The sequence below is a fragment of the Mesorhizobium sp. M0140 genome (assembly GCF_040322475.1).
In the GTDB taxonomy this organism is placed as follows: domain Bacteria; phylum Pseudomonadota; class Alphaproteobacteria; order Rhizobiales; family Rhizobiaceae; genus Mesorhizobium.
The window spans coordinates 33,223-53,810 of the sequence record NZ_JAMYTM010000009.1; the positions used below are offsets into that span (position 1 = coordinate 33,223).

A 20,588-nucleotide genomic window follows, 5' to 3' on the forward strand; every position below is an offset into this window, starting at 1 on the left:
AATCCCCGATCTCCCCGGGGAATCTCTCCCTGATATCTTTTCTATTCCGGATGACGCTTGCCTCCTGGCTGGAACGTCAAGCCCTCTGTTTGAAACAGATGTTCCGGAACGAAAGAACCAAAATACACAGATGATGAAATATTTATTCCATTTCACATCGGGGCGTCAAGGGCGATTCCGCGGCCTGCGGGCCGATTTACGCATCGCTCTGATGGATTCTATCATTTGCCTCGGCGGCCTTGCGCGGCGGCGGGCTAGATGTTTTCCGGCAGGTAGATGTCAAAGGGCAGGAAGGTCTGGCCCGGAGCGTTGGCGGCGCCGGTTTCGATGGCATGCGCCATCAGGTCGACAAGCTCACGGCACAAAGCGGCGAGCGGGGTCGAGATCACCATAGTGAGGATGTTGTCGGCGAGTGCCGCGCGCGATTCGGCGTTGATCTCGTTGCAGACGACCACCGGCATGGTCGCGGGTTTCGCTGCCCGCAGTGCCGAGACCGCGCCTTCCATGCCGCCGCCGGCGACGTAGCAGCCGGCAAGATCCGGATAACGCGCCAGAAGATCGATCATCGCGTCATGGGTCACCTGGTTGGCTTCCAGATTGACCAGCGTTTCAAGCACGCTGAACTCCGGCGCATGCTCGCGGAAGAAGGAGCGAAAGCCGATCTCACGCAGCTCATGGCCGTGGAAGCGGTGGCTGCCGACGAAGAGGGCGACCTTGCCGGGCCGCTTGGCTGCTTTGGAGATCATCCATGCGGCGGTGCGCCCGACCTTGCGGTTGTCGAGGCCGATATAGCCCTCCCGGATGCCGGCGGCAAAGTCGGACAGCACCGAAAAGACCGGCTGCCCTCTCGCCTTCAAGGTTTCCACGACCGCTGTCAGGGTCGGATGGTCCGGACCGACAACGGCGATTGCCCTCGATTTCGCCGCCAGCCTGCGCATCTGGGAGGCGATTTCGTCGGGAGCCAGGGAACTGGCGAAATCGATGGTCGCAACGCCGCGGAAGCGTTGCGATTGCGAGATGGCCAGTTCAAGTTCCCGCGCGAAGTCGCCGTAGAAGGCATCATTGCCCCGCAGCAGCAGGAAGCCCAGCCGGTACTCCGGCAATTCCTGGCGCATGCGCTGCTTGATGAGGCCGGCGGCGTGGTAGCCGATATCGGTAGCGGTCTCGTAGACGCGGCGCGCTGTCTCTTCGCGCACCGGCAGCCGGTTGTTCAGCACGCGGTCGACGGTGGCGACACTGACGCCCGAGATGCGCGCCAGATCTGATATTGTCGGCCGCTTCACCATGCTTGCCTCGTCGGATTTGCTTGAGCCTTCGTACATCATCCTGATGGGAAATGATAGAAACTATCTTTGTGATGTTGAGTCTATCATCGGTCGGCGTTACTTTGATGCTCGAAACCAAGGGATTTCACGGCATCGCTCTGGCGGATGCCTTTGCCGAGGGAGGCAAATCATGTCCACTGCGCCGTCCCGGCGTGACTACAGCCTGATCGGCCGCGACGCCAGGCTCGCCGTCGAGACCGGCCTGTCGGCCGCCGAGTGGTATCACACCGACGTACCGCGCAAGCAGATGAAGGAGCTGATGCAGCGCTCCGACGGGCCGGCGATCCGCGATACGGCAATCTGGTTCGCCGCGCTGATCGTCAGCGGCGCCGGCGGCGCCTGGTTCTGGGGCACATGGTGGTGCGTGCCGTTCTTCTTCGTCTATGGCGTCCTCTACGGTTCGTCGACGGATTCACGCTGGCACGAATGTGGGCACGGCACCGCCTTCCGGACGCAGTGGATGAATGATGTGGTCTATCAGATCGCCTGCTTCATGATCATGCGCAATCCGGTGACCTGGCGCTGGAGCCACACGCGCCACCACACCGACACCGTCATCGTCGGCCGCGACCCGGAAATCTCGGTCATGCGGCCGCCGGACCTGGTTCGCGCCGTCCTGGGCTTCGTCGGCGTGCTCGACGCCTGGCATGCGATGAGCGATATGCTGCGCAACGCCGCCGGCAACATCAGCGCGGCGGAAAAGACCTTCATTCCCGAGCAGGAACAGCCCAAGGCGATCCGGATCGCCCGCATCTGGACGGCGATCTATGCCGCCACCATCGCGCTGGCGTTCTACACCGGTTCGTTTCTGCCGCTGATGCTGGTTGGCCTGCCCAGGCTCTATGGCGCCTGGCATCACGTCATGGTCGGGCTGCTGCAGCATGGCGGCCTGGCCGATAACGTCACCGACCACAGGCTGAACAGCCGCACCGTCTACATGAACCCGATCAGCCGCTTCATCTACTGGAACATGAACTACCATGTCGAGCATCACATGTTCCCGATGGTGCCCTATCATGCGCTGCCGAGGCTGCACGAACTGATCAAGCACGATCTGCCGGAACCGACACCGTCGATCCTGGCCGGCTATCGCGAGATGATCCCGGTCTTCCTGCGCCAGCTGCGCAACGAGGACTATTTCCTCAAACGCGAGCTGCCGCCGACCGCACGGCCATATCGCGAAGAATTCCACAACGACACTATCGTCGCCGCGGCGGAATGATCGTGCTTCCATCCGATCTGGACTGTTTATTTTAACGCAATTCCGGGCGGAAAACCGCTGCGCACTTTTTCTGGATTGCTTTTAGGGAGGACTTGAATGAGCGACTGGGTCGAGGCCTGCGCCACCGGCGACATAGACGAGGAGGATGTGATGCGCTTCGACCATGGCGGCCGCACCTTCGCCATCTATCGCAGCCCCGACGACGAGTTCTTCGCCACCGACGGCCTTTGTACGCATGAAAAGGTGCACCTGGCCGACGGGCTGGTGATGGATGACATCATCGAATGCCCCAAGCACAATGGCCGCTTCAACTACAAGACGGGTGACGCCCGCGGCGCCCCGGTCTGCGTCAATCTCAAGACCTATCCGGTCAAGGTCGATGCCGGCAAAGTCCTGATCCAGATCGGATGACTGACATGGCGGGGGGGATGCTCATCATCGGCGCCGGCGAATGCGGCGGGCGGGCGGCATTGGCGCTGCGCGACCTCGATTATCGGGGGCCGGTGACGCTGGTCGGCGACGAGCCGCATCTGCCCTACGAGCGCCCGCCTCTGTCCAAGGAGGCGATGGCCAGCGATGCGCCCGAGATCAAGGCGATCGCCAGCGACGCCATTCTGGCCGAGAAATCGATCCGGCATATCCATTCCGTCCAGGCCGTGGCGATCGATCGCGCGGCGCATGCGGTGCGCCTGTCGGACGGATCGGTCCTGCCTTACGACAAGCTCCTGCTGGCAACCGGTTCGACCCCGCGCAAGCTGCCGATGCCGGGGCTGGGTCCGCGCTGCGTCTATCTCAGAACCTTCACTGACGCGCTCGCCATTCGCGCGCATCTCAACCGTGGTAACCGTATCGCCATCATCGGCGGCGGTTTCATCGGTCTCGAACTCGCGGCCGCGGCCCGCAAGCTAGGCGCTGCGGTCACCGTTATCGAGGCGCAGCCGCGCATCCTGATGCGCGGCGTGCCGGCCGAGATCGCCGAAATTATCCACGATGCACACATCGCCGAGGGCGTTGATATTCTGTGCGGGGACGGCATCGCGTCCATCGCAAACGACGGCAACAAGGTGCGCATAGCGCTTGCCGGCGGCCGGGAAATCGTCGCCGACCTCGCGATCATCGGCATCGGCGCCGTGCCGGTGACCGGGCTTGCGGCCGAAGCTGGGCTGGCGATCGACAACGGCATTGCCGTCGATGCCGAGCTGCGCAGCAGCGATCCCGACATCTTTGCCGCCGGCGATTGCTGCTCGTTTCCGCTCGCCGTCTATGGCGGCCGCCGCGTACGGCTGGAAGCCTGGCGCAACGCCCAGGAGCAGGGCGCGCTGGCGGCGAGGAATATGCTGGGTGCCGGCGAGGCGCATGCGGCGGTGCCATGGTTCTGGTCGGATCAATATGGTCTGTCCCTGCAGATTGCCGGGCTGTCCGACGAAGGCAGCAGCACCGTGCGCCGCGACCTCGGCGACGGCGCTTTCATCCTCTTCCATCTGGCCCAGGACGGCAGGCTGGTGGCGGCCAGCGGCATCGGCCCCGGCAACGCGGTCGCCCGCGACATCAGGCTGGCTGAAATGCTGATCGGCAAGCGCGCGAAGCCGGCGCCGGAAGCACTGGGATCGCAGGACGTCAAGCTGAAGTCGCTGCTGGCGGCTTGAGCCTGCTCTGCCCCTTGTGGGAAGGGTAATCGCATATGGAATTCCTGAGATGTCTGCCCGGCACCGACCCCCACCCCTAACCCCTCCCCACAAGGGGAAGGGAGACTTCCGTCGGCGCCGACCTAGGCTAGTCGCCTGACTTTTCGGCGCCAAAGAAGAATAAAAGGCACGCGACAGCGTTCCCTCCCCCTTGTGGGGAGGGTTAGGGTGGGGGTCCTTCTTCGCAAGAGTCCATATGCGATACCCTCCCCACAAGCGGGAGGTAGAGGCCTGAGCTCAAACCCGCTAAAACAGCGCCTTCAGCTCCGCCAATTTGTCATTCACCAGCCAGCCATAGTAATTCTCTTCCGGCAGCTTTTCCGGCTCGCCGGCGGCGCGGCGCCTGTCGTTCTCAGCTTTCAAGGCATCGGCGCGCTGCTCCGGATTGCCGACATTGTAGAGCGTGGCGGTCAGCCCGGGATTGCCCGAAATGTCGAAGCCGGCAATGCTTTTGTAGGCATCGATCGATTTCCGGATCGTCGCGGCGACGTAGGGCAGCGTCAGGTCGGGATCCATGATGGTCTTGTAGACCGAATTGGGATCGCCGACGTCGAGCCTGGGCAGGCCGGAAACCTTGTGCACCAGATCGCTCATCTGTAGGGCGGTCAGCGGATTGAGCTGACCCAGGCCGAAGGTCTGGCCGGCATAATAGGGCTGGAAGAAGGTGGCGCCGAAACGGTCGTCGGGAAAGTTCGTCCCGCCGACGCTCTTGCCGCGAAACGAACGGTTCCACACCTGTTCGCGGCATTCCCACAGATCGTAGCTGTCGGACATCCCTGCGCATTTCTTGAATTCCGGCCGCTGCACGAAATCGGTGATGTCCTCGCCGTCATAGGCGAAGGACAGCTTGCTGGAGAGATAGGAGATCGCCTTGACGTAGTAGGTCTGCAGCCGGTCATAGGCATCGACATTGTAGGTGTGCTCGCCGACGATGGCGCCGACGATGTGCAAGGGATCGATGCCGTAGGTGGCGGCTGCCTTCTTGATCTTGCCGCGCAGATCGGCGTCGTTCTGCAGCAGGGCGTAGACCTTGCGGTACTTCGCCTGGAAGCTGGTGTTGGTCGCTTGCGTGCGCCGGCTGGACGCGCCCGGAATATCGGGCTGCACGGCATTGCGATTTCCCGGCGGCACCAATGTCGCTGCCTCGGCGGCGAACAGCGTCGCCGCCAGCGTCAAGCCGAGAATAACCAGGATCAGTTTTTTCATGCACCCGCCGCCCAAGCAATTCCAGGAAAAGTGTGAAACGGTTTTCCGGAATTGCGTCAAACCAAGAGATCGAGAATTGCCGCGCAAACTAGGTAAAGCTCTTGGTCGAGTCGAGAGCGCCCCTTCACCCGGCACTACGAAAGCTGGCCAGATGATACCATCTGGCCACACATGATTTTGCTGGCCGGAAAATGTTGCCTGGACCGGCGCCGGAACGTTCCGGCGCCGTCGTTCAAAGGATGAACCGCGACAGGTCGGTATTCCTGGACAGGTCGCCGACATGCTTTTCCACATAGGCGGCGTCGATGGTGACGCTGGTTCCGTTGCGGTCGGGCGCGTCGTAGGAGATTTCGTCCAGCACCCGTTCCATCACTGTCTGCAGTCGTCTTGCGCCGATGTTCTCGACGCTGGCGTTGAGGTCGACGGCAATGCCGGCCAGCGAATCGATCGCGTCGTCGGTGAAGGTCAGGTCGACGCCCTCGGTCTTCATCAGAGCGATATACTGCTTGATCAGGCTGGCCTCTGTCTCGGTCAGGATACGGACGAAATCGTCCTTCTCCAGCGCCCGCAGCTCGACCCGGATCGGCAGGCGGCCCTGCAATTCCGGCAACAGGTCTGACGGCTTGGACACGTGGAACGCACCCGAGGCGATGAACAGGATGTGGTCGGTCTTCAGAGGTCCGTATTTGGTCGCCACCGTGGTGCCTTCGATCAGCGGCAGCAGGTCGCGCTGCACGCCTTCGCGGGAAACGCCGGCGCCCATGCCGCCTTCACGCGAGGCGATCTTGTCGATCTCGTCGAGGAAGACGATGCCGTCATTCTCCGTCGCATCGAGCGCCCGGCGCACCACCTCGTCCTGGTCGAGCAGCTTGTCGGACTCGTCGTTGACCAGCAGGTCGTAGGATTCCTTCACCGTCGTCTTGCGCATCTTGGTCTTCTTGCCGCCCATCGCCTTCGACAGCATGTCGTTGATGTTCAGCACGCCGATATTGGCGCCCGGCATGCCGGGGATCTCGAAACCCGGCATGCCGCCAGCGCCGGTATCGGCGACCTCGACCTCGATCTCCTTGTCATCGAGTTCGCCGTCGCGCAGCTTCTTGCGGAACGAGTCGCGGGTGGCCGGGCTCGCCGTCTTGCCGACCAATGCTTCCAGTACGCGTTCCTCGGCGTTGACGTGGGCGCGCGCCTTGACGTCCTCGCGCATCTTCTCGCGCACCAGGCCGATGGCGATCTCGACCAGATCACGGATGATCTGTTCGACATCGCGGCCGACATAGCCGACCTCGGTGAACTTGGTCGCCTCGACCTTGACGAAAGGCGCACCGGCGAGCCGCGCCAGGCGGCGCGAGATTTCCGTCTTGCCGACGCCGGTCGGCCCGATCATCAGGATGTTCTTCGGCATCACCTCTTCGCGCATCTGGCCTTCCAGCTGCTGGCGGCGCCAGCGGTTGCGCAAGGCGATAGCCACGGCGCGCTTGGCGTCCTTCTGGCCGATGATGAAACGGTCGAGTTCCGAAACGATTTCGCGGGGAGAAAATGTGCTCATATCACTAGATTCCACTTTGCCACTGCTTGATGGCCTCGAACGGATGCAGCAGCATGATCACGTTGAGTGTCAGATTGTCCCGGATGAGATAGCCGGTACCGAGTTCGAAGATGATGGCAAGGCTGACGATCACCCATATAGGTAGCCTTCGCGCCATCACAAATCCCAGCACCATGGCCAGTGTGTCGGACACCGAATTGATGATGCTGTCGCCGTAATAGTCGAGCGAGATGGTGCCGGCGCGGTAGCGCTCGATGATGAACGGGCTGTTTTCGAGCAGCTCCCAGCCGCCTTCGATGAAGACGGCGAACGCCAGCCTCAAGCCGATCGGCGAACGCGGGAACAGGAATCTTGCCAGCGCATAGAACAGGAAGCCGTGGATGATGTGCGAGAACGTATACCAGTCCGAAATGTGCTGGGAATTCTCCGAACTCTGCACGACGCCATGCCAGAGCTTGACGTAGCCGCAGGTGCAGATCGGCGTTCGCCCCATGCCGTAGAGCGCCCCGGCCTGGAAGATGATCAGGGCGAGGACGAGCAGAAGCCCCATCCGCCAGCTGTCTTCATAGGCCGAATAGCTGCTCTCCGTGGCCGGTGTCGTCATCGGTTCATTCCCCCTCGTTTCGCGTCGCCGTGTCGATCATCACAAAGCCTTGTCACGCCTTCAGCGGCGGTAGCCGGCGGATCACGGCAGCCGGCAAGGTGGGTTTGACCACAATCCGCCGGATACGCTGCCAGCCAGCCCCGAACAGAATGATCAGCGCGCCAACAACGACCAGGATCAAGGCAAAAGGCGGGATGCCCGTCGAATCGGAGGCGGAATTCACCAGATAATAGATGCCCAGCGAACCGAAGTAAGCCAATGTAGGAACCAGAAGCGAACGGCGGTCTATGGCCAGCGCGACATAGAGGAAGCCAAGGATCAGGACCGTCAGCATGATGGTTGCATTGGCGTCCGGCGCGATATGTCCGAATATGACGTTCTGGCCGGTCGCCATGATAAACAGCGGATGCACCAGCATGGGCGCCGAGACGACATGCAGCCAGAAAGCGCAATCGGACCAGATCTTGCGTCGATCCCTATCGTAAATGTCAAAAGCTACACCCGTTGCGAACACGATCAGGCCGCAGATCAGCGGCATGTAAAGTGCCGCTCGGAGCAATTCGGGAACATCCTCAATACGCGGCGGCGCAATCGCACCCGCTGTCACGCTGTCATACAGGATTATCGCCGTTTGCAGGAAGGCAAGCAGTGTAAAGGCGATGGCGATAGCCCCGGCAATGATGGGGACGCGAAAGCGCCAGAAATAGATCGCCGCCGCAATTATTCCTCCGCCCAGGAACAGATATCCGGCCTGGGACGCCGTCTGGCGCAACGCCAATAGCTGCCAGATGGTCTCCGGCTTGCGTATGCCGAAGCTGGCCTCCACTTGTAGCGCCAGAGCGGCCAGAATGGCGGCCATGAAAATCAGGGCAAGCACGGACGACGATAATTTCATCCGGTGCTGACGCGTGACAATTTCGGCGAGCCCCCAGGCGAAAACCGCGAGGATGCCGGCGATCCAGAATGTCTGGCCTGGAAGCAAGGTGGTGAGGACAAAGAAGAAGCCGGCGCTGAGCAGAACGGTTCCAACGGTGACGAACAGATCGTTGCCGCCGCCGACCAGCCGCAGGTTTTCCTCGTCACCCTCGTCATCGGCGCGCCTGACCTCGGGGGCGAGAGCGACCGCGCGTTCCATGGCCTCCAACTGATCGCGCAGGGTCTGCGAGATCAAACCTTTCGCGACTGCCTTGTCGAGTGTTTCGGCGCTGATCAATTGGGCTCCTGCGTCGCGTCGCGCGCCATCATCAAGGCAGGCCCGTACTCCGATGTTCTGGTGTCAAAGGCAACAAAGCCAGCCTTTTCATAGGCGCGGATGGCCCTGACATTGGCGGGATCAGGATCGATGATGACGCGCGGCACGCCTTCGTCGAAAAGCTGTTCGACGAACTGGCGCACGATTGCCGAGCCATGGCCGAGCCCGACCAGCTCCGGCCGGCCGATCGACAGGTCGATGCCGAGCGTGCCGAACGGCTGGTCGGCATAGGGATGGCCGTCCTCCAGATGCGGATCATAGGTCTGCAGATAACCGATCGGCTTGCCGTCGAGTTCGATAATCAGCGGCTCGACGGAAATCGAGTCGATGTGCTCGCGGATCTGCGCGATCTCGATCTCGGGATCGTCCCACCACTCGGCGACATGCGGTTCGGCGAGCCAGCCGGCGATCATCGGCAGGTCTTTCTCGGTCACCGGCCGAAAATCATAGCTATCTTCTTGTTGGACCATGATCTCTGGACGAACGGAACCGTTCGTCCGAGAAAACCGGTTTCCACGTTTCGGGATCATGGTCGGCCCGCTCAGCCGACATCGAGCGTTTCGACGACGAAGCTGTTGTTGGTGTAGACGCAGATGTCGGATGCGATCTGCATCGCCTTGCGGGCGATCTCCTCGGCATCCTTGTCGCTGTCCATCAGCGCGCGTGCCGCCGCCAGCGCGTAATTGCCGCCCGAACCGATGGCCATGACACCAAATTCGGGTTCGAGCACGTCGCCGGTGCCGGTCAGCGCCAGCGACACCGACTTGTCGGCCACCAACATCATCGCTTCCAGCCGGCGCAGATAGCGGTCGGTTCGCCAGTCCTTGGCGAGCTCGACGCAGGCGCGCGTCAGCTGGTCTGGATATTGTTCGAGCTTGGCCTCGAGCCGTTCCAGCAGCGTGAAGGCGTCGGCGGTGGCGCCGGCGAAGCCGGCGATCACATTGCCGCCCTTGCCGATGCGGCGCACCTTTTTGGCGTTGCCCTTCATGATGGTCTGGCCAAGGCTGACCTGGCCGTCGCCGGCGATCACCACCTTGTTGCCCTTGCGCACCGTCACGATGGTCGTGGCGTGCATGGTCAGTTCATTGGACATTTACTGGCTCCGAGCAGCGCCATCCCGATAAGGCGATTGGCGCGGTACGAGTAATTTTGATTGGCCATATGTATGCATGGGGCCGGTGATTGCAAATCGCTCTCTGGCAAGGCCGATACCGCTGTCAGAGGCAACTGGCAATCGCCGGATCATGCTGCTAGAAGGCTTTCGTTTTCAAGCCTGCGAGCGCTTGAAGCCTCTGAGCCGGTCACGATGTGAACCTCTGGGACAAGGATAGAGTGATGCCGCCCCGTTCCGCCGAAGCAAGCCGCAAGACCAAGGAAACCGACATCTCCGTGGCGGTCCATGTCGACGGCTCCGGCAAGTCGGATATCGCCACGGGCGTCGGCTTCTTCGACCATATGCTGGACCAGCTGTCGCGCCACTCCCTGATCGACATGACGGTCAGGGCGAAGGGCGATCTGCACATCGACGACCACCACACGGTCGAGGACACCGGCATCGCGCTCGGCCAGGCGCTGGCCAAGGCACTGGGCGAGCGGCGCGGCATCATGCGTTATGCCTCGATCGACCTTGCCATGGACGAGACGCTGACGCGCGCCGCGATCGACGTGTCCGGCCGTCCCTTCCTGGTCTGGAACGTTTCCTTCTCATCGCCGAAGATCGGCACCTTCGACACCGAGCTGGTGCGCGAATTCTTCCAGGCGCTGGCGCAGAATGCCGGCATCACGCTGCATGTCACCAATCACTATGGCGCCAACAACCATCACATCGCCGAGACCTGCTTCAAGGCGGTGGCGCGCGCGCTGCGCGTTGCCCTCGAACGCGATCCGCGCCAGCCGGATGCGGTTCCCTCCACCAAGGGATCGTTGAAGGGATAAGGCCATGGCCACCTATGTCGTGATGGAACCGCCAGGCCGCAGCGAGAAGGCCGATGCAACGGCCTTTGTCCGCGATGGCTTCACCTGGCTGGGCCTCCTGGTGCCGCCGCTATGGTTCGCCTGGCATCGGTTGTGGATCGAGGCAGCGCTTGCCTTCGTCGTCATGGGCCTGCTTTCGATGCTGGGCCAGAAGCTCGGCCTTGGTCTGGCCGGCTCGCTGCTGTCACTGTTGGTTTCGCTCTATGTCGGACTGGAAGGGCAAGGCCTGCGCATCGCGGCACTTCGCCGGCGCGGTTGGCACGAATGGGGCGCGGTCGAAGCCGGTTGGCTCGACGATGCCGACACACGCTATGCGCTGGAAGCGGAAGCGCTTGCCGATGAGGTTGTGCCGGCGCCGCGCATGGTCCCGGACGCTGCCCTGGCGCGGCCGTCGCAGCCGGGCATGGCGCTGGGGCTGACCCACATTCCGGGAAGAAGCTGACATGCGGGTTGCGATCATCGACTACGGCTCGGGCAATTTGCGCTCGGCCACCAAGGCTTTCGAGCGCGCCGCGCGGGAAGCCGGCATATCGGCTGCTATCGACCTGACATCGGATGCCGAACGGGTGCGCACGGCCGACCGCATCGTCCTGCCCGGCGTCGGCGCCTATGCCGACTGCGCGGCCGGCTTGCATGCCCTCGAAGGCATGTGGGAAGCGGTCGAGGAGGTGGCTATCGACAAGGGCCGGCCGTTCCTCGGCATCTGCGTCGGCATGCAGCTGATGTCCGAGCGCGGCCTGGAAAAGACAATCACCAACGGCTTCGGCTGGGTATCAGGTGACGTCAAGGAGATCACGCCGGCCGATCCGACGCTGAAGATCCCGCAGATCGGCTGGAACACGATCGAGCTCAAGCGCCAGCATCCGCTGTTTGCCGGCATACCGACTGGCGCAAGCGGGCTGCATGCCTATTTCGTGCATTCCTACCATCTCGATGCGGGCAAGGCGGAAGAGGTTCTGGCGGTCGCCGACTATGGCGGCCCGGTGACGGCGGCCGTCGCCCGCGACAATCTCGTCGGCACGCAGTTTCACCCGGAAAAGAGCCAGGCGCTGGGCTTGGCGCTGATCACCAATTTCCTGCGCTGGAGGCCCTAGAGCATGATCCCGAAAAGTGGACCCCGGTTTTCGGAAAAGATCATGCTCAAGCAAAGGGAAAACCGATGAGCAAGAAGGGCTACTGGATGGCGATGGTCGAGGTGACCGATCCGGAAAATTATCCGCTATACATTGCCGCCAACAAAGCGGCTTTCGACAAATATAGCGCAAAATTCCTGACCCGCGGCGGTCGGTCGTCGAGCCCGGAAGGGCCATCGGGCAATCGCCATGTCATCATCGAGTTCGAGAGCTACGCGGTCGCACTCGCCTGCTTCCATTCGCCCGAATACCAGGCGGCGCTGAAGTTCCGACGCCTCTATTCGACGTCGCATTTCGCCATTGTGGAAGGCGCCTGAACGGATGATCCTTTTCCCCGCCATCGACCTCAAGGACGGCCAGTGCGTGCGCCTCAGGCACGGTGACATGGCCACCGCGACCATCTACAACGATGATCCTGCCGCTCAGGCGCGAGCCTTCGAGCAACAGGGCTTCGAACGGCTGCATGTCGTCGACCTCAACGGCGCCTTCCAGGGCCAGAGCGTCAACAGTGCGGCGGTCGGCGCCATCCTCAAGGCAACGAAGAACCCGGTGCAGCTCGGCGGGGGCATCCGCACGCTGGCGCAGATCGAGGATTGGCTCGATCGCGGGCTGGCCCGCGTCATCCTCGGCACGGTGGCGGTGCGCGATCCCGACCTGGTCAAGCAGGCCTGCAAGGCGTTTCCGGGCAAGGTCGCGGTCGGCATCGACGCCAAGGGCGGCAAGGTCGCCGTCGAGGGCTGGGCCGAGGCGTCGAGCCTCGGCGTCGTCGAACTGGCCAGGAAATTCGAGGGCGCCGGCGTCGCCGCCATCATCTACACCGACATCGACCGCGACGGCGTTTTGACCGGCATCAATTGGGACGCCACCATCGACCTCGCAGAGGCCGTGTCGATCCCGGTCATCGCGTCGGGCGGCCTCGCATCGATCGCCGACATCGTGCGCATGACCATGCCCGATGCGCAAAAGCTCGAAGGCGCGATCTCCGGGCGCGCGCTCTATGACGGTCGCATTGATCCGGCCGAGGCGCTGGCGATCCTGCAGGGCCGGCCAGCGGCGGAGCCGCGGACGTGAAAATTTCCATCATCCTGGCCTCCTATGACAGCGGCCATTACCATGGCGGCATGGGCCAAGGTCCGGACGCGCTGGTCTCGGGCGGGCTCGTCGAAGCCTTGACGATGGCCGGTCACGACGTCGCGGTCGGGGACATCGGCAAGGTCGGAGACGATCAGGAGCGCGAGATCGCCACTGGCTTTGCCGTCTGCAACGCGGTTGCGACCGAGGTTCGCCTTGCCCGTGACGCCGGTCGGTTTCCCATCGTCCTTGCGGGAAACTGCCTGACCAGCGCCGGCGCGGTCGCCGGCGAAGACGCCGATGCGATCATCTGGGCCGACCAGCATGGCGACCTGAACACGCCCGAGACATCCACATATGGCTTTCTCGACGGCATGGCGCTGGCGACGGTGCTTGGCCTGTGCTGGCGCCCGATGGCGTCGGCCATTCCCGGCTTCAGGCCGATCGATCCGTCGCGTTGCGTGCTCGTCAACGCGCGCGATCTCGATCCGGCGGAAAGACAGCTTCTCGAGACCTTGCCGATCGTGCGGACGGAATGCTCCGGGGTGGCCCAGGCGGCCGAAAGACTGAAGATCGCCGGCGCCAGACGCGTGCACATGCATCTCGATATGGACGTGCATGATCCCCGGGAGCTGCAGGCCAACCGCTATATCACTTCGGGCGGCCCGAGCCCGGAACAGCTGCGCGACGCCACTTGCGCCATGGCGCTGGCGGTGCCGGTCGTCGGCATCACCGTCTCCGCCTACGACCCGGCCTTCGACGCCCAGGCCGATGTTCCGCCGCTGGTTGGCCAGTTGCTGAACGATCTCATCGCCACGATAGAGGGCCGCTGATGCTGAAAGCCCGTGTCATCCCCTGTCTCGACGTCAAGTACGGCCGTGTCGTCAAGGGCGTCAACTTCGTCGATCTCGTCGACGCCGGCGATCCGGTCGAGGCGGCCAAGGCCTATGACGCGGCCGGCGCCGACGAACTCTGCTTCCTCGACATCACCGCTTCGTCGGACAATCGCGAAACCATCTTCGACGTCATCGCACGCACCGCCGAACAATGTTTCATGCCGCTGACCGTCGGGGGCGGCGTGCGCCAGGTCGCCGATATCAGGAAGCTGCTCTTGGCCGGCGCCGACAAGGTGTCGATCAACACGGCCGCGGTGAAGAACCCGGATTTTGTTGCCGAGGCCGCCGACAAGTTCGGCAACCAGTGCATCGTCGTCGCCATCGACGCCAAGAAGGTGTCGAGCACCAGTGAGACCGACCGCTGGGAGATCTTCACCCATGGCGGCCGCGAAAAGACCGGCATCGATGCGGTCGAGTTCGCCCGGCAAATGGTCGATCGCGGCGCCGGCGAGATCCTGCTGACCTCGATGGATCGGGACGGCACCAAGGCCGGCTACGACATCGCGCTGACCCGCGCGATATCAGACGCCGTGCGCGCGCCGGTGATCGCTTCCGGCGGTGTCGGCACGCTCGACCACATGGTCGAAGGCATTCGCGACGGCCATGCCGGCGCGGTTCTGGCGGCGTCGATCTTCCATTTCGGCACCTACACGATAGCGCAGGCCAAGGCACATATGGCCGCCGCGGGGCTGCCGATGCGGCTGGACTCTGTGAATAATCGGCCCTAAAGCATGATCCCGAAAAGTGGGAACCGGTTTTCGGAAAAGATCACGCTTAAACAAGCAGATAGATGACGCCATGGCTGAGTTTTCGCTTTCCGATCTGGAAAAAATCGTTGGGGAACGCGCCCATTCCGGCGACCCGGACTCGTGGACGGCAAAACTGTTCGCGCGCGGCATCGACAAGGCGGCGCAGAAGCTCGGCGAGGAGGCGGTCGAGACGGTGATTGCCGCCGTCAAGGGCGACAAACCGGCCATCGTTTCGGAAAGTGCCGATCTTATATATCATTGGCTCGTCGTTCTCGGCCTCTCCGGGGTTCCGCTGAGCGACGTGCTTAGGGAACTCGAAGGCCGCACCCGGCGTTCGGGCATCGCCGAGAAGGCGTCACGGCCCAAGGGCTGACCGCGAGGAGGGCAGGTATCTCGATGGATCAGCTCGCGCCAACCGAGAAATATTCCCCCTTTCGTTTCTTCTCCGCCGATCAATGGTCGCAATTCCGTGCCGACACGCCGCTGACGCTGAGCGCGGACGAATTCCGCCGCCTGCGCTCGCTCAACGATCCGGTCGATCTCGAAGAGGTCACGCGCATCTATCTGTCGCTGTCGCGGCTTTTGTCCGCGCATGTCGAAGCGAGCCAGCTGCTGTTTCGGCAACGCCAGGCCTTCTTCAACGCGGTCGACGTGGTCAAGACGCCCTTCATCATCGGCATCGCCGGTTCGGTCGCCGTCGGCAAATCGACCACCGCACGCGTGCTGAAGGAGCTTTTGGCGCGCTGGCCGTCGAGCCCCAAGGTCGATCTCATCACCACCGACGGCTTCCTGCTGCCCAACGAGGTCCTGCGCCGCGAGAACCTGATGGAGCGCAAGGGTTTCCCCGACAGCTACGATGTGGGCGCGCTGCTGCGGTTCCTGTCGGGCATCAAGTCGGCGCTGCCCGATGTCCGCGCGCCTGTCTATTCGCACCTGACCTATGACGTCATTCCCGGCGAGTTCGTCACCATCGACAGGCCGGACATATTGATCTTCGAAGGCATCAATGTCCTGCAGCCCGGCAAGCTGCCGCAGGACGGCAAGATCGTGCCTTTCCTGTCGGACTTCTTCGACTTCGCCATCTACATCGATGCCGACGAGAAGCTGATCCACAACTGGTACATTTCCCGCTTCATGCGGCTGCGTGAGACCGCCTTCCGCAATCCGGACTCCTTCTTTCACCGCTATTCGCAGCTGTCGGAGGGGTCGGCGCGCGCCATCGCCGAAGGCCTGTGGACCAACATCAATTTGAAGAATCTGCGCGAGAACATCCTGCCGACGCGGGCCCGCGCCGACTTGATCCTGCGCAAGGGCGCCGACCACCTGATCGAGGAAGTGGCGCTCAGGAAGCTGTGACGGCCGGCTTCGTCACCCGTCGCAATGTCAGATTGATCCGCCCGCCGTTTTTCAGCAGCGCCGAGGTCGAGGGATAGATCCGATCGACGCCGTGAAAGCACAGCCGCCCCTCGCCGCCGAGCACCACGACGTCACCGCTTTGCAGCCTGAACGACTTGGTGGCGCCATCACGCGTAGTCTGGCCGACTCGGAACAGGCAGTCGTCGCCGAGCGAGACGGAGACGACCGGCGCCGAAAAATCGGCCTCGTCGCGGTCCTGATGCAGCCCCATTTTTGCATCCGGCGTGTAGAAATTGATCAGGCATGCTTCCGGCGGGTGCGGATAGCCCGAGACCTCGCGCCACAGCTCGAGCAGCGCATCCGGAATTGGCGGCCAAGGCGCCCCGGTTACCGGATGCGCCGGCTGGTAACGATAGCCGTGCTCCTTGTCGGTGACCCAGCCGAGCGGCCCGCAATTGGTCATGCGCACGCTCATCTCCTTGCCGGTGCGCGGCATGGCCGGCACGAACAGCGGCGCCTGCTGCACGATCCGTCTCACCTCATCGACCAGCGCTTCCTGCACGGTGCGTGACAGATAGGCCGGCATGTGGCGGACACCTTTGGGCAGAACGAGCACGGATTCGGTCACCTCCCGGATGGTTCGGAACCGTAAAATGTCACGATCAAATGAAAACGGCGACCCGAAAGCCGCCGTTCTAACTCTTTGTTTGGCACAATTCCGAACGGAAAACCGTTTCACACTTTTCCTGGAATTGCTTTTCGCAAATTGGCAATCGCCTCGATCAGGCGAGATCTGGGATGCGCAGCACCTGGCCCGGATAGATCTTGTCGGGATGGGTCAGCATCGGCTTGTTGGCCTCGAATATGACCGTGTTCTTGACGCCTTGGCCCTTGCCGTAGCTTTTCTCGGCGATCTTCCAGAGATTGTCGCCCTTCTTCACCGTGTAAAAGGTGGGCTCCTTGGCCGGGGCGGCGGCCGTGCCAGACGCTGGCGCGACCTGCAATTCGTCCGCCTGCACCTTGGAGACGCCGAGCGTGTTGCCGACGGCGATGACTGCCTTTTCGAAGATCGATTGATCCTTGACCACGCCCTTCAGCACCGCCGTGTCACCCTTGACGACGACCTCGACGCCATCGGTGCCGAGTTTGTGCGAATCGAGCTCCTTCTTGAGCGTGTCGGCCGTGGGTGCGGCTTCTTCGTCGCCGCCGATGCCCAGTTTCTTGCCGACGCTCTTGACGAAATCGAACATGCCCATCCTTGGGTCTCCCTTGCTAATGGCAATGGTTGAACCTTGCATCTGCGGCCCAAAATGGGAAGTCGTTTTGTGCGCGTGATTGGTGTGGTGCTTAATCGTTCTCCACCCGGCCGCGCAGCTTCTTGATCGTGCCGCGCCCGGCCTTGCTCTTCAGCCGCCGCTCCACGGCGCCCTTCGATGGCCGTGTCTTCTTGCGCGGCGGCGGTGGCGGTTCGGCGGCCTTGGCGACCAATGCCGTCAGCCGTGCCCGCGCATCCGCCCGGTTCTGTTCCTGGGTGCGGAAGCGGCCTGCCTCGATGACGATGACACCGTCCTTGGTGGCACGCTGGCCGGCAAGTTTGATCGTCCGCTCGCGCACGCGGTCCGACAGACCCGTTGCGTTGGCCGCGTCGAAGCGCAGTTGCACCGCCGTCGCCACCTTGTTGACGTTCTGACCGCCGGGACCGGACGAGCGGATGAAATCCTCGTGCAGGTCGCCCGGATGGATAACCGCATCGCCTGATATGATGATGTTGTCGTCGCTCGCCATGCCGCAGTCATGGCGCGGCGGATCGAAAAAGAAAAGGCCCGATCGAACCGCCCGATCGAACCGGGCCTTTTCAACGAAAGCTGAACCCTGTGGCGCGATTACTCCGCCGCTTCCTGCATGCGCGGCGCGGCGCCCAGCACCACGGCGTCGACATGGCTTTCGAATTTCTCGAAATTGACGGCGAACATGCCGACCAGCCTTGCCGCCTGCCGGTCATAGCCGGCCTTGTCGGCCCAGGTCGCCCGGGGGTCCAGAATCATCGGGTCGAGAATGCCGCTGTCGACGCCCGGGACAGCCACCGGCACCTCGAAACCGAAATGAGGGTCGGTGCGGAACTCGGCCGTCTTCAGCGAGCCGTCAAGTGCGGCGGCAAGCAAGGCGCGCGTCGCCTTGATCGGCATGCGCTTGCCGGTGCCGTAGGCGCCGCCGGTCCAGCCGGTATTGACCAGCCAGCAATCGGCGCCGTGGCCTGCAATCAGCTCGCGCAGCAGATTGCCGTATTCAGAGGGATGGCGCGGCATGAACGGCGCACCGAAACAGGTCGAAAACGTCGCTTCGGGCTCGGTTACCCCCTTTTCGGTTCCGGCCACCTTGGCGGTGTAGCCGGACAGGAAATGATACATCGCCTGCGCCGGGGTCAGCCGCGCGATCGGCGGCATCACGCCGAAGGCGTCGGCGGTCAGCATGATGATGTTGTTGGGATGGTTGGCGCGGCCGGTCTTGCTGGCATTGGGGATGAAGTCCAGCGGGTACGCGCAGCGTGTGTTTTCGGTCAGCCTTCCGTCGTTGAAATCCGGCACGCCATCGGCGTCGAGCACGACATTTTCCAGCACCGTGCCGAAGCGCTGCGTGGTGGCGAAGATTTCCGGCTCGGCTTCCGCCGACAGCTTGATCGTCTTGGCGTAGCAGCCGCCTTCGAAATTGAAGATGCCGTGCGGTCCCCAGCCATGCTCGTCGTCGCCGATCAACGTGCGCGAGGGATCGGCCGAGAGCGTCGTCTTGCCGGTGCCCGACAGGCCGAAGAAGATGGCGGCGTCGCCGGCCGCACCCTCATTGGCCGAGCAATGCATCGGCATCACGCCTTTCGCCGGCAGGAGATAGTTGAGCGTGGTGAACACCGACTTCTTCATCTCGCCGGCATAGGAGGTGCCGCCGATCAGCACGATCTTGCGCGAAAGATCGACGGCGATTACCGTTTCGGTGCGGCTGCCGTGACGGAGGGGATCGGCGCGGAAGGACGGCAGGTCGATGATCGTCATCTCGGGCACGAACTGCTCGAGTTCGGTGGCACCGGGACGAATGAGCAGATTGCGGATGAACAGCGAGTGCCAGGCAAATTCGGTGATCACCCTGGTCGGCAGCCTCGACTCCGCATCGGCGCCGCCGACCAGATCCTGGACGTATAGATCCTTGTCCGCGGCATGCGCCTGGAAATCGGCGAGCAGCGTGTCGAACTGGGCCGGCGAGATCGCCTTGTTGTTCTCCCACCAGACATGTGGTTCGGTGTCACCGTTGCGGACGACGAACTTGTCCTTGGGCGAGCGGCCGGTGTGCTGGCCGGTCTCGGCGACCAGCGCGCCATGGGCGGTCAAGCGGGCCTCGCCGCGCCGGATCGATTCCTCATAAAGGGTAGCCGCACCGAAATTATAGCGCACCACGCCGGTGGTTTTCAGGCCGATATGATCGATCGCGCAGGCGGAATTGCGTTTGCCGACTTCCGACATCGAGTGTCCCTCTTGGATTTGCCGCATCTTTGCCGGCACGTTTCCAGCACGCCCACTACGCGGGCTGAGATGGTCAGAACCAGAAAAGGCAAATGATATCAAATCATTAATCGATTTAAATATTTTGAAAGTTGTTTAAATCGTTTATATGTGCAAAAAGTTTCGCGGTTGCCCAAAGGATTGGCGATGTACGTTCGTCCAACCCATGTCGAGGTAGGATTGTGGCCGCCGGCATGCCGCGCGTGACAGCGGACAAGGCCTATGCCACATTTTGTACCTAATTTGTCCTGCAAAAGCCCCTTCTCTACGACAGAAGGGACAGCTCATGAGGGAGCCGCTTGAAATGGCAACAATCGCGCTTGTCGATGACGACCGCAACATTCTGACATCGGTGTCGATCGCCTTGGAATCCGAGGGGTATCGCGTCGAGACCTACACGGATGGTGCGTCGGCGCTGGAAGGCCTGGCGGCACGCCCGCCGAACCTTGCCATCCTCGACATCAAGATGCCGCGCATGGACGGCATGGAACTGCTGCGCCGGATGCGCCAGAAGTCCGACCTGCCGGTGATCTTCCTGACCTCCAAGGACGATGAGATCGACGAGTTGTTCGGTCTCAAGATGGGCGCCGACGACTTCATCCGCAAACCCTTCTCGCAGCGCCTGCTGGTCGAGCGCGTGCGCGCCGTGCTGCGCCGCGCCAGTGCCCGCGAGGCTGCCGCCAAGACGCCAAGCCAGCAGGCCCGCTCGCTCGAGCGCGGCCAGCTCGTCATGGACCAGGAGCGCCACACTTGCACCTGGAAAGGCGAGCCGGTGACGCTCACCGTCACCGAGTTCCTGATCCTGCATTCGCTGGCGCAGCGTCCAGGCGTCGTAAAAAGCCGTGATGCGCTGATGGATTCGGCCTATGATGAACAGGTCTATGTCGACGACCGCACCATCGACAGCCACATCAAGCGGCTGCGCAAGAAGTTCAAGGCCGTCGACGACGACTTCGAGATGATCGAAACCCTTTACGGAGTCGGATACCGGTTCCGCGAAGCGTAAGTAGCAGGGCCTGCT

The 20,588-nt window shown here is 62.6% G+C and carries 24 protein-coding genes; 13 read left to right on the forward strand and 11 right to left on the reverse strand.

What is annotated here, in order from left to right; all coding sequences use genetic code 11:
* Nucleotides 1-254 precede the first annotated feature (254 nt).
* Nucleotides 255-1,286 carry a LacI family DNA-binding transcriptional regulator gene (locus tag NKJ37_RS11400; RefSeq protein ID WP_023810652.1) on the reverse strand — a complete coding sequence of 344 codons (1,032 nt, stop codon included), beginning with the start codon at nt 1,284-1,286 and terminating at the stop codon, nt 255-257.
* 169 nt (nt 1,287-1,455) lie between these two features.
* Here NKJ37_RS11400 and NKJ37_RS11405 point away from each other — a divergent pair, with 169 nt between their 5' ends.
* From NKJ37_RS11405 to NKJ37_RS11415, 3 genes are all read left to right on the forward strand, one after another.
* Nucleotides 1,456-2,547, forward strand: coding sequence for a fatty acid desaturase family protein (locus NKJ37_RS11405; RefSeq protein WP_352632011.1), 1,092 nt, complete (start codon nt 1,456-1,458; stop codon nt 2,545-2,547).
* A gap of 96 nt (nt 2,548-2,643) precedes the next feature.
* On the forward strand, nt 2,644-2,958 hold the full coding sequence (locus NKJ37_RS11410; protein ID WP_027161041.1) for a Rieske (2Fe-2S) protein: 315 nt from the start codon (nt 2,644-2,646) through the stop codon (nt 2,956-2,958).
* A complete protein-coding gene (locus tag NKJ37_RS11415) occupies nt 2,955-4,193 on the forward strand; it encodes an NAD(P)/FAD-dependent oxidoreductase (protein WP_352773852.1) in 1,239 nt (412 codons plus the stop codon). Before NKJ37_RS11410 ends, NKJ37_RS11415 begins: the two co-directional genes overlap by 4 nt.
* A 285-nt stretch (nt 4,194-4,478) precedes the next feature.
* On the opposite strand, the gene NKJ37_RS11420 is transcribed toward NKJ37_RS11415, so the two are convergent.
* The 6 genes from NKJ37_RS11420 to hslV all read right to left on the reverse strand — a co-directional run bounded on the left by NKJ37_RS11420 (nt 4,479) and on the right by hslV (nt 9,933).
* Nucleotides 4,479-5,438, reverse strand: coding sequence for a DUF1402 family protein (locus NKJ37_RS11420; protein WP_352440525.1), 960 nt, complete (start codon nt 5,436-5,438; stop codon nt 4,479-4,481).
* Nucleotides 5,439-5,670: 232 nt separating this feature from the next.
* Nucleotides 5,671-6,984, reverse strand: a complete 1,314-nt coding sequence (gene hslU / locus NKJ37_RS11425) for an ATP-dependent protease ATPase subunit HslU (RefSeq protein ID WP_023810648.1) — start codon at nt 6,982-6,984, stop codon at nt 5,671-5,673.
* 4 nt (nt 6,985-6,988) lie between these two features.
* A complete protein-coding gene (locus NKJ37_RS11430) occupies nt 6,989-7,588 on the reverse strand; it encodes a DUF2585 domain-containing protein (RefSeq protein ID WP_352440524.1) in 600 nt (199 codons plus the stop codon).
* A gap of 52 nt (nt 7,589-7,640) precedes the next feature.
* Entirely contained in the window at nt 7,641-8,801 is a 1,161-nt protein-coding gene (locus NKJ37_RS11435; protein ID WP_352773853.1) for a hypothetical protein, read from the reverse strand.
* Complete coding sequence (locus NKJ37_RS11440) at nt 8,798-9,310, reverse strand: GNAT family N-acetyltransferase (RefSeq protein ID WP_023810645.1); 513 nt, start codon at nt 9,308-9,310, stop codon at nt 8,798-8,800. Before NKJ37_RS11440 ends, NKJ37_RS11435 begins: the two co-directional genes overlap by 4 nt.
* A gap of 71 nt (nt 9,311-9,381) precedes the next feature.
* A complete protein-coding gene (gene hslV / locus NKJ37_RS11445; RefSeq protein ID WP_023810644.1) occupies nt 9,382-9,933 on the reverse strand; it encodes an ATP-dependent protease subunit HslV in 552 nt (183 codons plus the stop codon).
* 242 nt (nt 9,934-10,175) lie between these two features.
* On the opposite strand from hslV, the gene hisB reads away from it, so the two are divergent.
* From hisB to coaA, 9 genes are all read left to right on the forward strand, one after another.
* Nucleotides 10,176-10,775: an imidazoleglycerol-phosphate dehydratase HisB gene (gene hisB, locus NKJ37_RS11450; RefSeq protein WP_128302722.1), complete on the forward strand. Its 600-nt coding sequence runs from the start codon at nt 10,176-10,178 to the stop codon at nt 10,773-10,775.
* Nucleotides 10,776-10,779: 4 nt separating this feature from the next.
* The gene (locus NKJ37_RS11455) at nt 10,780-11,256 is read left to right on the forward strand and encodes a DUF2628 domain-containing protein (protein WP_352672849.1); all 477 of its coding nucleotides are present in this window, start codon (nt 10,780-10,782) and stop codon (nt 11,254-11,256) included.
* Nucleotide 11,257: 1 nt separating this feature from the next.
* Nucleotides 11,258-11,908, forward strand: a complete 651-nt coding sequence (gene hisH, locus NKJ37_RS11460; RefSeq protein ID WP_128302724.1) for an imidazole glycerol phosphate synthase subunit HisH — start codon at nt 11,258-11,260, stop codon at nt 11,906-11,908.
* Nucleotides 11,909-11,973: 65 nt separating this feature from the next.
* On the forward strand, nt 11,974-12,264 hold the full coding sequence (locus NKJ37_RS11465) for a DUF1330 domain-containing protein (RefSeq protein ID WP_352773854.1): 291 nt from the start codon (nt 11,974-11,976) through the stop codon (nt 12,262-12,264).
* 4 nt (nt 12,265-12,268) lie between these two features.
* Complete coding sequence (gene hisA, locus NKJ37_RS11470; protein ID WP_352773855.1) at nt 12,269-13,018, forward strand: 1-(5-phosphoribosyl)-5-[(5-phosphoribosylamino)methylideneamino]imidazole-4-carboxamide isomerase; 750 nt, start codon at nt 12,269-12,271, stop codon at nt 13,016-13,018.
* Complete coding sequence (locus NKJ37_RS11475; RefSeq protein ID WP_352723394.1) at nt 13,015-13,851, forward strand: arginase family protein; 837 nt, start codon at nt 13,015-13,017, stop codon at nt 13,849-13,851. The genes hisA and NKJ37_RS11475 overlap by 4 nt, the downstream gene beginning before the upstream one ends.
* Nucleotides 13,848-14,642, forward strand: coding sequence for an imidazole glycerol phosphate synthase subunit HisF (gene hisF, locus NKJ37_RS11480; protein ID WP_352773894.1), 795 nt, complete (start codon nt 13,848-13,850; stop codon nt 14,640-14,642). Before NKJ37_RS11475 ends, hisF begins: the two co-directional genes overlap by 4 nt.
* 70 nt (nt 14,643-14,712) lie before the next feature.
* Nucleotides 14,713-15,036, forward strand: a complete 324-nt coding sequence (locus tag NKJ37_RS11485; protein WP_128302728.1) for a phosphoribosyl-ATP diphosphatase — start codon at nt 14,713-14,715, stop codon at nt 15,034-15,036.
* A gap of 23 nt (nt 15,037-15,059) precedes the next feature.
* The gene (coaA, locus tag NKJ37_RS11490; RefSeq protein WP_027039969.1) at nt 15,060-16,019 is read left to right on the forward strand and encodes a type I pantothenate kinase; all 960 of its coding nucleotides are present in this window, start codon (nt 15,060-15,062) and stop codon (nt 16,017-16,019) included.
* On the opposite strand, the gene NKJ37_RS11495 is transcribed toward coaA, so the two are convergent.
* The 4 genes from NKJ37_RS11495 to NKJ37_RS11510 form a co-directional block, all read right to left on the reverse strand.
* A complete protein-coding gene (locus tag NKJ37_RS11495) occupies nt 16,006-16,635 on the reverse strand; it encodes an alpha-ketoglutarate-dependent dioxygenase AlkB family protein (RefSeq protein WP_023810636.1) in 630 nt (209 codons plus the stop codon). The genes coaA and NKJ37_RS11495 overlap by 14 nt on opposite strands.
* Before the next feature lie 166 nt (nt 16,636-16,801).
* Nucleotides 16,802-17,275 (reverse strand): peptidoglycan-binding protein LysM, encoded by a 474-nt coding sequence (gene lysM, locus NKJ37_RS11500; protein ID WP_128302729.1) that lies wholly within the window; start codon nt 17,273-17,275, stop codon nt 16,802-16,804.
* A gap of 91 nt (nt 17,276-17,366) precedes the next feature.
* On the reverse strand, nt 17,367-17,804 hold the full coding sequence (gene arfB / locus NKJ37_RS11505) for an alternative ribosome rescue aminoacyl-tRNA hydrolase ArfB (protein ID WP_352773856.1): 438 nt from the start codon (nt 17,802-17,804) through the stop codon (nt 17,367-17,369).
* A 98-nt stretch (nt 17,805-17,902) separates the two neighbouring features.
* Entirely contained in the window at nt 17,903-19,528 is a 1,626-nt protein-coding gene (locus NKJ37_RS11510) for a phosphoenolpyruvate carboxykinase (protein WP_352773857.1), read from the reverse strand.
* 343 nt (nt 19,529-19,871) lie between these two features.
* Here NKJ37_RS11510 and NKJ37_RS11515 point away from each other — a divergent pair, with 343 nt between their 5' ends.
* Nucleotides 19,872-20,573 carry a response regulator transcription factor gene (locus tag NKJ37_RS11515; RefSeq protein WP_013528337.1) on the forward strand — a complete coding sequence of 234 codons (702 nt, stop codon included), beginning with the start codon at nt 19,872-19,874 and terminating at the stop codon, nt 20,571-20,573.
* Nucleotides 20,574-20,588: the final 15 nt, after the last annotated feature.